Below are 13,087 nucleotides of genomic sequence, written 5' to 3' on the forward strand. Positions count from 1 at the left end.
CCTGCTGTGTCATAAAATTCCTTGATAATCTAAGGGGAAAATAGTAAAATCTTGCGTTTATATCTATATAAGTGTACAATATATTATATAAGTCATCAACAGCAATTTCGCATAACGGTCTTTCTCTGATGCAGCAGGTTGTCTGCAATATTTTCCGGAATTGCTATAAGATAGGATAATTAAAGATCATCATATATTCTCAATGGAGGACGCATATATAATGGCAGAGATCATAACCGACGGCTCACAGAAAGAACTGAAGAAACATGGCAGTGATGAATTTCCACTGCTGGTAAGCTATGAGAAACTTTCCGGCTACAAATCCGGCTCCTTTCTCTGGCACTGGCATCCTGAGATAGAAATCACCCTTGTCCTGGATGGACAGATTCTCTATAAAGTAAACCAGTGTACCTACCACATGAAAGCAGGAGATATCCTTCTGGGAAATGCCAATGTACTCCACGCAGGCTTCATGGAAGATATGAAAGACGGCAAATATGTCTCCATCACTTTTCTGCCAAAGATTATCTATGGTTCCTACGGAAGTATCCTGCGCAGGAAATATGTGGAGCCATTTTTACACAATTTCTCCCTTCCTGCAGTCTACATTGACTATTCGCAGCCCTGGCATGAAATTTTTTCCGAATATGTGAGAGAAATCATAACTCTGTATGAAGAGAAAAAGGAATTTTACGAACTGGATATCACCGGAACTCTGCAAAAGCTGTGGCGCTGTATGCTGCAGAATCTTCCGGAGAACCTCCCCTATACGGAACACAGCAAACTGGAACGCAACCGTATGCGTGAGATCATGGATTATCTGGAACACAATTACATGAATAAAATCCAGATGAAAGATATCGCAGAGGAAATCCACCTCTGCGAGAGCGAATGCAGCCGGTTATTCAAGAGATACATGAACGTATCCCTGTTTACATTTCTGCAGGAATACCGGGTGGAACGGAGCCTTGAATTTCTCCTCAGCTCCGACGACAGCATCATGGAAGTCGCCCAGAAATCCGGCTTCACAGACTCCAACTATTATGCCAAGGTATTCTCCAGAGTGAAGGGCTGCAGCCCGCAGAAATATAGAAAACAAAACACCAAAAAAGAATAATACAACATACGAAAGGAATTAAATAAATTTCTTCCGGCCGTTCAGCATCAGGCACGTTATGTGAAATTACTTGGGGAATAATCCATCAAAAAAACTGCTATATCAAACATTTCCTGGTATATGTTTCTTTGAATAACAATCCCAATACATCATTCTTGTTTCTATAGCAGTTTTTAGTCAATCCCTGTCTTTATATTCTTTCGGTAACTCTCAAAATATTTTTTATTCTATTACTTTATACACAGCAGTTCCAAATGCAGGAAGTGTACATCTTCCTGTTGCTTCTGTTTTATCATAAAGTGCGATCATTGGTTTCTGAAGTGTATATTCAATCTTTTCAGCCTGATAGTTTAATACAAAAATGTATTTCTCTCCATCCTTCTCACGCATAATCACTTCCGCTGTTTCCGGAGCTTCAATATATTCTTTAAATGGCTCTTTAATCTTCAGATAATCAAACAATGCTTCAGTATTTTCCTTATTGAAAGTTGCCCCCAGATGTAATACCTGTCCTTTGCCAACTGCATGGCAGGTAAGCGCAGGATTTCCTTCATAATAACTGTTTCCATAGATGGCCAGTGTTTTTGTGCCTTCCAGCGGTGTAATAATATCATTAAATACTGGCATTGGAATTTTCTTATCGCTAAACTCTGCAAATACCTCGTCTTCTGCAGGACTTGTAAATGTAAAATCACGTACATCTGTACCGGTAAGTTCTGCCAGCAACCCCGGCTGTGGAAGCATCACACATTTACCATTCATATCTTTATAACCTGAACGGCATCCGATAACCAATGTTCCGCCCTGCTCAACATATTCTTTCAGAAGTTTCACGCGTTCTTCACTGATTAGAACCGGATGTGCATAAAACAGTACCGGATATTTCATCAGATCTGTAAGTTCACTGTCCTCCTGCAGATATACAATGTCATATGGTGTATGTGTCAGCTGAGCAGCTTTAAAGATTCCCTGCTCGCTTGCTCCTGCTACTCTGTTATGCCATGTATCTACAGAAGTATCCCATTCATTATCGTAATCTTTAACGATTGCAAATGCTGCTTTATATTCTGAATTGCATACACCGTCAATTGCTTTTAACTTCTTATAGAAATCCTGAACCTCTCTGTATTTGCGATTCTCGCGATTATCATAATCCAAAATTCCATGCCAGTAGATTTCTGTACCAAATGTACAGGTTCTCCAGCGGAAGAAAGAAATATAATCAGCACCGTGAGCTACACTCTGCATTGCCCAGAGAGTTAACTGTCCCGGACGCGGAGACGGTGCTTCCATTCTGGTTGTCCAGCCATTTCCACCGGACTGCTGTTCCATAATTCCAAAATGAGGGCAAATAGAACGTACCTCTGCGAGATTATGGGACCATTTACGATCATTCAGATCATCACTGTGCAGCGGATTGCGATCCAGACCAAATGCAAAATCCGGATAAGAATCATAGCAATAAACATCAAGAGACTCTTTCTCCATTTTATGATTGTCGAGATTCCAGAATTTACCATTTGTTGTGATATAGTCTCCCGGTTTTACATATTTTTTGATAATCTCTGTCTGCATTTTACAGAAATGACGGGCACTCTCTGAAATAAATCTGATATAATCCAGATGCTGATGAGGATTAATTCCCTGACTTAAAACCGGGCGCAAAACATAAATCTGATCCCATTCCGTATAAGTCTGATTCCAGAAGGTAGTTCCCCATGCTTCATTTAATTTCTCCAGAGTTCCATACTGTTTTCTGAGAAATTCACGAAACACAACAGAATCTGCCTCTGAATAAAACTCATTCACTTCACAGTTGATTTCATTATCAATCTGCCATCCCACGATTGCCGGATGTTTCGCATAATGAGCAGCTTCTCTCTCCACAACCCTTGCACAAAGTCTCTGATAAACCGGTGAGTTATAATTATAATGTCTTCTTCCTCCATGTCTGAGAAGCACACCATCTTTTCGTGCATTTAAGACTTCCGGATATTTCTCTGTCAGCCATGCAGGAGGAGTTGCTGTAGGTGTTCCGAAGATAACTTTCATCTGCTTTTCACTGCACAGATTCAGAAATTCATCAAAGAAATCATAGGTAAAAACACCTTCCTCCGGCTCTACTTTGCTCCATGCAAACTCTGCAATACGGATCACAGAAATTCCGGCCTTCTTCATTCTGTCAAGATCATCTGCCCAGAGTTTCTTATCCCAGTGTTCCGGATAATAACAGGTTCCCATTGTCAGTTCGTTCCATTTGTAGTTCTGTTTTGCATTCATTGTCATGTCCTCCACCAAACATTTATATTTCATTCAGAGTATGATTGCCAGGTACCTGCATTACAGGAATCCTGAAAGTCACCTCTGTTCCTTCTCCCGCTACACTTGTCACATGAAATTCACATGCTTCTCCATATAACAAATTCAGCCTTCGATATACATTACTCAATCCAATACTGCTTTTTTTATTTTTATCACTATAATTCTGAATGACCAGTTTTAACTGCTCTTCATCCATGCCTTTTCCATTATCTGTCAGATTAAACTGAAGATATTTGTTATCACATAGCTGAATATTGATCCACAGGATTCCTTTTTCAATCTGTTCTTCCAGACCATGTACAATACTGTTTTCTATAACCGGCTGAATGATAAAGCTTGGCATATAGAAATTCAGCACTTCATCAGGAATATTATGTCTGATCTCTATTTTGTCTCCAAACCTGTATTTCTGGATAAATAAATAGTTATCTACAACCTCCATTTCCTGTTTTACCATATAATAGTCTTCCCTTTTGATACTTGCCCGGAGAAATTTTCCCAGAGCAACTGCCAGATCCGTTATTTCACTGTTTCCATTTGAAAAACCAAGCCAGCTTATCGTATCCAGGCAGTTATACAGAAAATGAGGGTTGATCTGCATTTTCAGAAATTCAATCTCAGCCTCTCTGTTTGCAATTTCCAGCGTATAATTCTTCTCTATCAGATTCTGTACCTTATCCGCCATCTGGTTATAAACCATACCAATCTGGCTGATCTCATCCTGACTTTCCACCTTGAATCGGGAATCAAAGTTTCCTTCCTGATATGCAGTCATGCTATCTACCAGTTTCTTTGTCGGTTTTACCATAACTCTGGCAGCATATCTCATTATTATCAGAGAAACCAAAAGCACGATTCCAAACGTAATAAGTACACTCACCAGCGCAATTCCTATATTCTTCCACAACTGCCCCACATTGATAGTGGAAACCAGAAGCCACCCATTATTCACATACTGATATGTAAAATAACTATTCTCTCCTGTACTGGGATCCTTGACAATTTTTACATTCTTAAAATCTCTCGTTTCCAGTGGAAAAGAATTTCCACACATATTTTTCTCACTAGATACGATAATGTCCATATCATTATTCAAAAGGTAAAAACGATTTTTATACGTGCTGGGAACAGATTGAAGTTTTTCGCTGAAATATGAATTTTTACACTCAATAATCATATATCCGATAGGTTTAAAATCATCAACACTTAGAATGGCACGATATAACCCAATCATTCCATTTTCTTCATCGTCTGCCCACAGTGCCCCTCCATTTTGGTCATAGATTTTTTCTTTTGTAATATCATCTGCTTTGATTCTTTTGCCAGAGGTTCCTATTACAATTTCCACATTATCCAGAGAAAAAATCCTGGCCGAAACAATTCCCGGGACATTAAAAACACTTCCTCGGATTTCACTGGAAATCGCTGCTTTTTCAGTTTGAAAGGATGTATTTTCCGGATTCACCAGTGTCTGATAATTGATTTCTTTTAAGTTCTTTTGCACACTGTTATTGATCAGAATCGACACAGAAAGCTGATCAATCTGGCTGATTCTTTCTTCCAATCCTGTTTCCGCTGCTACAGTAACATCGTTCATATGTGATCTTGCCTGTGAGTTATAAACACTGGAAAAACGAATTCCGAAAACAACCAGCAGAACAACACATGAGACAAACATTAACAGCATATAGACTTTAAAAATCTTATTCATCAAACTTCCGTTTGCCTTTAAAACACCAGTTTGTTTTGATTTATCGCGCCTTCTCATATCACTTTCCATTTCCTGATTTACTATTCAGTATTTCATAAAGTCCCGGGAAATTTTCACCATTTTCATTTCTATAATTTGACGGCGTACATCCAAATGTTTTCTTAAACATCTGTGAAAAATAATGCTGGTCATTAAACCCTGTTTTTTCACACACATCACTTATCTTTTCACCTGTTTTGATAAGACTGGCTGCACACATCAAGCGAATTCCGTTTAAAATATCTACAAAAGTGTAACCTGTTTCTTTTTTTATCTTACGTGAAATGTAACTCTCTGAAAAATGATATTTCTCAGCAAGGTCTGATAAAGAAATATTCTGTTCATAGTTCTGTGCAATATCTGTCATAATAGATTTAATCGTATTGGATGACTGTACAAAAAGACTGTTTACCTGCGATACCGCATCATGCTTTTCCCCAAATTCATCCTTCTGGCTTAATAACTTCTGTTCAAATCTTTTCTGTTCCAGACGGTGCATAACGTTATGCATTGTTTCCATCAGTTCATTTGGAGAAACCGGTTTAAGCAGATATTCATATACACCATATCGCATTGCCGATCTTGCATATTCAAATTCTGAAAATCCAGATAAAACTACAACAGCCACATCCATAGAGCGTTCTTTCACCATCTGCGCCAGTTCCAGTCCACTGAAACCGGGCATTCTGATATCGAAAATAACCAGATCTATCGATGTGCTCAATAAAAGTTCTTTCGCTTCTACTCCATTTGCAACCGAATACACATCTGTAATTCCTATTGATTTCCAGTCAAGACTCAGCAGTCCCCTGCGAATTACAACCTCATCATCTGCAATCAACAAATTCATAACATTACCACCTTTTTCTGATTCAAAGAATCACTGCCCCATATAAGAAGCAGTGATTTCTTTTTTCTGAATCATATCATCCTTTTACAGCACCTGCAACCATACCTTCCATAATTTGCTTATGTAATAAAATATAAACTACAATGCTAGGAATAATTGTAATAATAACTGCCGCGATCATACCTACATAGTCTGTAGAATACATCGCCTGGAAGTTGGTAAGTCCTACCGGCAGCGTCATTTTTGAACTTTCCGTGAGGAAAATTCTCGGCAACAGAAGATCATTCCACACATTGATAAACTGAACGACTGCAACTGTTACAACTGAAGATTTTGCTATTGGCAGGATAATCTTAAAGAAGCACTGAAATACCGTACATCCGTCAATAATTGCTGCCTCTTCAAGTTCTGTAGGAATACTTCTCATAAATCCGCAGATAATGAAAATGGCCATCGGAAATCCTACAGCAATCTGCGGAATAATAACAGCAAGATGTGTATCCAGAAGCCCCATCCCCTTAAAAATAGAGAACAGAGGAATTACCAGAGCATAAATAGGAATCATCATTCCTAAAAGGAAAATACTATGTGTAAGGTTTGCAAGCTTCCAATGCATTCTGGCAATTGCATAAGATGCCATTGTTGCAAGGATTACAGTAACCAGAACCGCAGAAACAGCAATAATAACTGAGTTTCCAAAGTATCTGAATACACCACCTTTTACAACTGCATTTACATAGTTTGTCATTGACCACTGTTCCGGTAATCCCCATGTATTCGTATACAATTCAGCATTCGTTTTAAATGATGCCAAAAACAGCCATACAAGAGGGTAGATACAAAGAATCGTAAACCCGATCAGCGATATATATTTAATAACGAGCCATATATTTTCTGAGGCACTTCTCTTCATTTCCCAACACCTCCTACACTGTTTCGTCTGTCTTGAATACTCTGTTGGAAATTCCTACAGATAATATACACAGTAACATTAAAACAACACCGATTGCACTGGCATATCCATAATTCAGAATATTAAATGACTGATAATACATATATGTAGACATAACCTCTGTTGCATGGTTTGGTCCACCTGAAGTCATAACAGCAACCAGATCGTAATATTTCAGAGAACCTGTAATAATCAGAACCGCGTCAATTTTCAGGATTGGTTTGATAAGCGGAAATGTGATGTACTTAAACTGCTGCCAGCCTGTAGCACCATCAATCTCAGCAGCCTCATAGAAAGAAGAATCAATATTTCTCATTGCAGCTAGCTGAATTACCATATGATAACCAACATACTGCCACATGATAACAATAATGATACAAAGCATTGCTGTCTCTTTGTTAGCCAGCCACATCTGCTGCAGACCGCCAAGTCCGATTGCCTTTAAGAATCCATTCAAAAGACCATAGTTACCATTGTAAATGAATGTCCATGTAAGACCAACTGCTACACCACAGATTACGCATGGAAGGAAAAATACAGTCTGGAAAAATGATGCACCTTTGATTTTTTTGAAGATTGCATTACCAAAGAACATTGCTAATGGCATATGTGCCACCAAAGATCCGACAACCATCAGAATATTATTTCCAAATGCATGTTTAAATGTTTTATCACTGAAAAGACTCAGATAATTTTTGATTCCTACAAAGTTCATCTTTGACATCAGGTCTGTATCAAATAATGAAAGATACACATTATAAAAGATAGGAGCTAATGCAAAGATTGCATAAATAATAAATGCAGGCAATACAAAAAGTGCTATGGTTTTCTTATTACCCATTACTTTATTCATAGACAACTCTCCCTTTTAACAAGCGGAACCCAATGTAAAATCTCAGGTTCCGCCAGTTTATTTAACAATCTGTTTATTTACTCTTGCTTTCTGCATAAGACTGCAGGGTATCAAATGCTTCCTGCACATCATCACCGTTTGCAATTCCAATTGCTGTATTGTTAAATTCATTTCCAAGATCAGTATCTACACGGTCAAACCATGGCGTCTGTGCCTTTGCATCTCCCAGAAGATTTACGAAATCTGCACACAGCGGTGTTAATTTTGAATCGTCGATATCAATGTTTGTACTTGGGAAACGTCCATAATCATAAAGTAATGAAGAAGTTGATTCTTCGTTTGTCATATATTTTAACAGTGCTACTGCAGCATCTACATTCTTGCAGTTCTTAGTAATCGCATAAGAAGTATCAACAGAGCCAACTTCTACACCTGCATATTCTTCATTTACTGCCGGCATTAAGAAACAACTAATATTTTCTGCTTCTGCAGCATTCTCTTTCTTATCCAGATTGGAGATTTCCCAACATCCGTTGAAGTACATTGCTGTCTGTCCATTTGCAAATTGTAACTGTGCCTCTTCTCTTGATACTCCGGTAAATCCATCTTCAAAATATCCTTTATTAACTTCTTCCTGGAACAGTTTACCAGCTTCAACCATACCTTCATCGTTCCATTTTCCTGTGCCGCCTTTTATAGAGTTGAATAAATCCTCGCCTTTAATTCCATCACTCAGCTGCTGGATATACTGAGATACAAGCCATGCATCATCCGCTGTAGAAGCTAATGCAACAGGTGTAACTCCATTTTCTTTTAATGTGTCGCATACCTGAACATACTCATCATATGTAGTCGGAACTTCAAGACCATATTTATCAAAAATTGCTTTGTTATAATACATGATAGCTGTACTCTGCTGAGTCGGAATCGCATATACTTCACCATCATATGTTAAAGGATCTAAGATACCTCCATTGAAGCTGTTCTTCCACTCCTCGTCTTCATCCAGATATTTCTGAAGGCTGACGATTTTATCACCATTTACAAAGTTTTCAAGATATCCAAGTTCCCATGTAAAGATAATATCTGTTTCAGAGTCAGAAGCCATCATTGTTGTCAGTTTTGTCTTATAGTCAGAGTTGGTTACGTTCTGAATTTCTACCTTTACTCCATACTCGTTGGACTCATTAAATCCATCAATGATCTTACGGTATCCTTCCATATATGCATCTGAATCAGAACCGTTCATCATAATAGTCATTGTTTCTGAACTGCTGTCTGCTTTTGAGTCTGAAGAATCAGAGCTTCCACCATTGCTTCCACAGCCGGTAAGCATACTTGCAGCCATTGCACCAATCAGTAAACACACTGTAAATTTTTTCATCTTATTTCTTTCCTCCCTGTTTGTGATATTTGTATATATCTCTGTGTTTTCTATAAGAACATTTTATCAATTTTTACATTCATTTAAAGAAAGAATTATGTCCTTTTTGTTTGTTATTTTGTCATTCATTTGTTAGTTTTTTGTCTTTTATAGTTTTTGCACAATATAATATCAATATTTAAAGGCAATATAAAACACAGGAATATCTATAAGAAAAATCTCCCTGTGTTTTACATTACCTATATTTTATGCTTCTTCAACAATTTTTATATTCCATGGTGAAACCGTGATGCTTTCTCCATCCTGTACAGATTCTCCTGATAACAACTCTGTACCGTTTTTTCCATAATAAGAAACTTTCTGTTCTTCTGCAGAATAGTTCAGGATATATCTGACACATTTTCCCAGATCGTTGGTTCCTTTTCTTACGATCACCGGCCATCTGTATTCCGGAAGCTCTAACTCAGCGCTCCTAAGTGCTTCTGTGATCACTGCTTTTAAAGTATTGTCATCTGTCATGCAACCAATGTAGATGGCAGTTCCTTTTTCATAATGATTCTTAGTGATTGCTGCATATTCTTTCCAATTATAATGATCATAAGATGCCAGAACTTCTGCTTCCTGTGGCATTAATAATTCCATGAATACTTTAGCTGTTGCAGGCACATCTGTATTTTCTTCAGTCTCAATATTTTCTTTTGTTTCATTTTTCTTATCTGCTTCATCTGCACCACTTTCTCGGATAATACTTCCAGTCAGTCCGACATTCTTCGGGAAGGTAAACTGCTGATAGTTGATTCCGAAGCAGTTACTTAAAATATGCGGCTGAATTTCATGACTTACCTTAATATTCTCATTCGCAAATGCAGTCTTAAATGTTGCCACCAGCGTACCACCATCTGCCACATACTGTTTCAGTCTTTCCAGAAGTTCATCTGGTGCTGCATAGAGTGCCGGGACAAAGATTGCTTTATACTGTTCCAGATTATCAGATTCCGGCCATACGAAGTCACACTCAATATTCATCTGATACAGTGCATCATAAATCCAGCGAACAACATCATTGTATCCAATGCCATTATTTCCTGCCGCAGTTGCTTCGATTCCGAACCACTTGAGAGCCGTTAATGCCTCATTACTTACAAGGATAGCGACATCATTTTTCTTCTTCAGATTCACCAGATGACTTCCGATTTCTGAGAATTCCTTGCCCATAATACATGCTTCGCGATACGGTGCATTCTCCTGCATGTCATGACTGAGAAGTCCCTTCCAGTATGTCTCAAAAGAATTATGAATAGAATGCCAATGCCAGTACATTACGCTGTTAGAACCACTTGCAAGGTGACTATAACCCTGAAGTCTGAGCTGTCCCTTATACGGAGTCCATCCCGGATAACCCTGAGCTTCTGTTTCCAGAACAAGATAGTTATCTCTCTTTAAAGAACGTGTCATATCACCGCCAAATGCAATCTCTGCCCCTGTCAGATCATCCTGTGTCGGATGATAAATATCTGTGCCTGCAATCGTCAGTGCCTTCGCTGCATGGTAATGGTTTACATCAGGCTGTACTCCATAGGAATATCCCCGCCATTCAAAGTCAAAATTATGAGTGATAAACTGATCTTCTCTGCGGTATTCATTTACGATATCTGCCTGCCAGCTTAAGAATTCGTCCACCAGCGTTCTCTGGAACTTCTCAAATTCAGCTCCGAGGCTTCCATTGATCGTTCCTCTCACATCAGGGAAATCTTCCCACGCATTGATGCGGTTGCTCCAGTAATCCAGACCAAATTCATGATTCATAGCATCCAGATCATTATTAAATTTCCTGCGGAGATATTTCACAAATTTCTCCTGCACATTCTTTCCGGCTGTTCCGTAGTATTTGGTTTCATTGTCTACCTGAAAACCAATAACGCATTTTCTGTGTGCGGTACACTCCATTAATTTACGGATCACACGCTCTGCATAGAAACGATACACCGGATGAGTGATATCCATAATCTGACGGGCTCCGTAGATTCCTCTGCCCTTTACGGTTTCTGCCATAACATCCGGGTGAGATTTCACCATCCATGTAGGGATTGCATATGTAGGAGTTCCGATGATCACATTGATCCCGGCTTCCTCCATTGCGTCCATAACACGTTCCACATGTGAGAAATCAAAAACACCTTCCTGTGGTTCACAGGTGCTCCATGTGGATTCTGCGATCCTTACTGTATTGATTCCTGCCTTTTTCATCATTGCCACGTCCTGCTGCAGGCGGTCGTATGGCATATACTCATCATAATATGCTGCTCCGTAGAGAAGTTTCTTCATTATAATATATCCTCCAGATCTTACACTATATTATTTCAACCAATCATAAATTTCTCAAACTGACTTTTTGCCGCAGCACTTACCCCGACTACATCTGTGTAACAAAATAACAGAAATGCTGCCATTGCAGAATACATAATGTTACTTGAAAAATCTCCACATCCATAAGCCAGACGTTCTTTAACCGTAACTTTTTCGGATGCATTTTCATTTGTAAATTTTTTAAAAAGCATCATCTTTCCTCCCTGTTTTGCTTTGCTTATGCATGTATACTAACAGAGATTTTTCGGATATTATATCATTTATTTTTGCAAACTATCATTTATTTTGGTTCTTTCCATTTTCCATATTTCTTTCTGTATCTGGCAGGTGTCATCCCCGTCTGCTGCCGGAAAATATTTCCAAAGTAACTTTGAGAACAAAAAGACAGATAACTGGCAATTTCTTTTATTTCATAATCAGAATAACGAAGCATATTTTCCGCAAGGCGTATTTTCTCTTTACGGATATACTGCTGTATAGTAGTCCCCTCAACCTTATGAAAAAGATCCGATAAATAGCTTGTATTTACCCCTATTTTCTGCCCAATCTCTCCTATAACGATATCACTGTGGAGATTCTGATAAATATAATTCTTTGTCCACTCAACCAGCTCATTTTTCTGCTGATTCTTATGAATTTCTGCCACACATTCTGCAAATTCGTATTCTGCCTGGCGCATCATGGAATCGATTTTTACTGCATTATTCATATCCTCAATCTTCATAATGTAACCATCCACAATGGAAAAAGCCTCTTCCGGAATCATTCCCCCGCTGATGGCTGCACGGGATGCAAGTGCGATAACACAGATGGCAATATTCTTCGCCTGGCGGACTTGATTTTTGGCAAGCTGTCCTACTTCTCCACGATAAGTTTCAGCTAAACTGCGGTTAAGCATTTCCACATCTCCATGACGGATACTATCCAATTCACGCACTTCCTGATCATAAGGATTATGTGGAAGTTCCTGCTCCTGATGCTCAAAAATAACGCTGGAAATCTGTCCTTTCACTTCTATAATATCTGTTTCCCGAATTCCATTCTTCTGCCAGAGATCATTAATCGTCAGTTCTTTTCCTGTTATCATATGATAGAGCATCAGAATTCCTGAGACAAACACTTTAAGCTCACAAAACGACAGACGAAAGCCCGTCTCATCACTGATATGGTGGTGCTGCATCAGATAATGTTCTGAATCTTTTATATGCTTTTCAGTGCTGACAGGACCTGCCACAATTTTTGCATTTTCTAATGAAACGACCGCATAAAGAATCGTATCTTTCTCATAAAAAAGATCCGGATAATCTTTTCTCTCACGCTCATGAACAGCAGACAGAAATTCCGGATCCGTAAATAAAGGATTACACTGCGCCGCCATGTCCCCATAACAGGCTTCTATTGCACCAGATTCGCTGATACAGGTAATATTTCCATGCAGAATGCGTACCATCTGTTCACAAATATATTCAAGATTCATGTTTTTCTCCCTTAC

At 38.6% G+C, this 13,087-nt stretch carries 10 protein-coding genes; 1 reads left to right on the forward strand and 9 read right to left on the reverse strand.

The genetic code is table 11. The features are described from left to right. The first annotated feature begins 220 nt into the window (after nucleotides 1-220). Nucleotides 221-1,117, forward strand: coding sequence for a helix-turn-helix domain-containing protein (locus tag LJE09_RS05910; protein ID WP_118521913.1), 897 nt, complete (start codon nucleotides 221-223; stop codon nucleotides 1,115-1,117). A 222-nt stretch (nucleotides 1,118-1,339) separates the two neighbouring features. On the opposite strand, the gene LJE09_RS05915 is transcribed toward LJE09_RS05910, so the two are convergent. The 9 genes from LJE09_RS05915 to LJE09_RS05955 all read right to left on the reverse strand — a co-directional run bounded on the left by LJE09_RS05915 (nucleotide 1,340) and on the right by LJE09_RS05955 (nucleotide 13,072). Next, entirely contained in the window at nucleotides 1,340-3,397 is a 2,058-nt protein-coding gene (locus tag LJE09_RS05915; protein ID WP_227311047.1) for a beta-galactosidase, read from the reverse strand. A gap of 22 nt (nucleotides 3,398-3,419) precedes the next feature. Next, nucleotides 3,420-5,207, reverse strand: a complete 1,788-nt coding sequence (locus LJE09_RS05920; protein WP_227311048.1) for a sensor histidine kinase — start codon at nucleotides 5,205-5,207, stop codon at nucleotides 3,420-3,422. A 1-nt stretch (nucleotide 5,208) separates the two neighbouring features. Beyond that, nucleotides 5,209-6,039, reverse strand: a complete 831-nt coding sequence (locus LJE09_RS05925) for a response regulator transcription factor (RefSeq protein WP_173697288.1) — start codon at nucleotides 6,037-6,039, stop codon at nucleotides 5,209-5,211. A gap of 76 nt (nucleotides 6,040-6,115) precedes the next feature. Next, complete coding sequence (locus LJE09_RS05930) at nucleotides 6,116-6,952, reverse strand: carbohydrate ABC transporter permease (protein WP_118411483.1); 837 nt, start codon at nucleotides 6,950-6,952, stop codon at nucleotides 6,116-6,118. A gap of 13 nt (nucleotides 6,953-6,965) precedes the next feature. After that, nucleotides 6,966-7,844 (reverse strand): carbohydrate ABC transporter permease, encoded by an 879-nt coding sequence (locus LJE09_RS05935; protein WP_117675534.1) that lies wholly within the window; start codon nucleotides 7,842-7,844, stop codon nucleotides 6,966-6,968. A 73-nt stretch (nucleotides 7,845-7,917) separates the two neighbouring features. Next, a complete protein-coding gene (locus LJE09_RS05940; protein ID WP_118521910.1) occupies nucleotides 7,918-9,228 on the reverse strand; it encodes an ABC transporter substrate-binding protein in 1,311 nt (436 codons plus the stop codon). Nucleotides 9,229-9,474: 246 nt separating this feature from the next. Continuing rightward, on the reverse strand, nucleotides 9,475-11,553 hold the full coding sequence (locus LJE09_RS05945) for a beta-galactosidase (protein WP_227311049.1): 2,079 nt from the start codon (nucleotides 11,551-11,553) through the stop codon (nucleotides 9,475-9,477). Nucleotides 11,554-11,588: 35 nt separating this feature from the next. Then, a complete protein-coding gene (locus LJE09_RS05950) occupies nucleotides 11,589-11,789 on the reverse strand; it encodes a hypothetical protein (RefSeq protein ID WP_173679603.1) in 201 nt (66 codons plus the stop codon). Between the two features lie 86 nt (nucleotides 11,790-11,875). After that, on the reverse strand, nucleotides 11,876-13,072 hold the full coding sequence (locus LJE09_RS05955; RefSeq protein ID WP_118521908.1) for a helix-turn-helix domain-containing protein: 1,197 nt from the start codon (nucleotides 13,070-13,072) through the stop codon (nucleotides 11,876-11,878). Between the last annotated feature and the right edge of the window lie 15 nt (nucleotides 13,073-13,087).

The organism is Blautia sp. DFI.3.45 (assembly GCF_020593505.1).
Classification (GTDB): Bacteria; Bacillota; Clostridia; order Lachnospirales; family Lachnospiraceae; genus Blautia_A; species Blautia_A wexlerae.

Excerpts from the sequence above, each read along its gene's own strand:
- LJE09_RS05910 (WP_118521913.1), top strand. The coding sequence starts at position 221 with ATGGCAGAGATCATAACCGACGGCTCACAGAAAGAACTGAAGAAACAT.
- LJE09_RS05915 (WP_227311047.1), bottom strand. The coding sequence starts at position 3,397 with ATGAATGCAAAACAGAACTACAAATGGAACGAACTGACAATGGGAACC.
- LJE09_RS05955 (WP_118521908.1), bottom strand. The coding sequence starts at position 13,072 with ATGAATCTTGAATATATTTGTGAACAGATGGTACGCATTCTGCATGGA.
- LJE09_RS05930 (WP_118411483.1), bottom strand. The coding sequence starts at position 6,952 with ATGAAGAGAAGTGCCTCAGAAAATATATGGCTCGTTATTAAATATATA.
- LJE09_RS05950 (WP_173679603.1), bottom strand. The coding sequence starts at position 11,789 with ATGATGCTTTTTAAAAAATTTACAAATGAAAATGCATCCGAAAAAGTT.
- LJE09_RS05920 (WP_227311048.1), bottom strand. The coding sequence starts at position 5,207 with ATGAGAAGGCGCGATAAATCAAAACAAACTGGTGTTTTAAAGGCAAAC.
- LJE09_RS05935 (WP_117675534.1), bottom strand. The coding sequence starts at position 7,844 with ATGAATAAAGTAATGGGTAATAAGAAAACCATAGCACTTTTTGTATTG.
- LJE09_RS05925 (WP_173697288.1), bottom strand. The coding sequence starts at position 6,039 with ATGAATTTGTTGATTGCAGATGATGAGGTTGTAATTCGCAGGGGACTG.
- LJE09_RS05940 (WP_118521910.1), bottom strand. The coding sequence starts at position 9,228 with ATGAAAAAATTTACAGTGTGTTTACTGATTGGTGCAATGGCTGCAAGT.
- LJE09_RS05945 (WP_227311049.1), bottom strand. The coding sequence starts at position 11,553 with ATGAAGAAACTTCTCTACGGAGCAGCATATTATGATGAGTATATGCCA.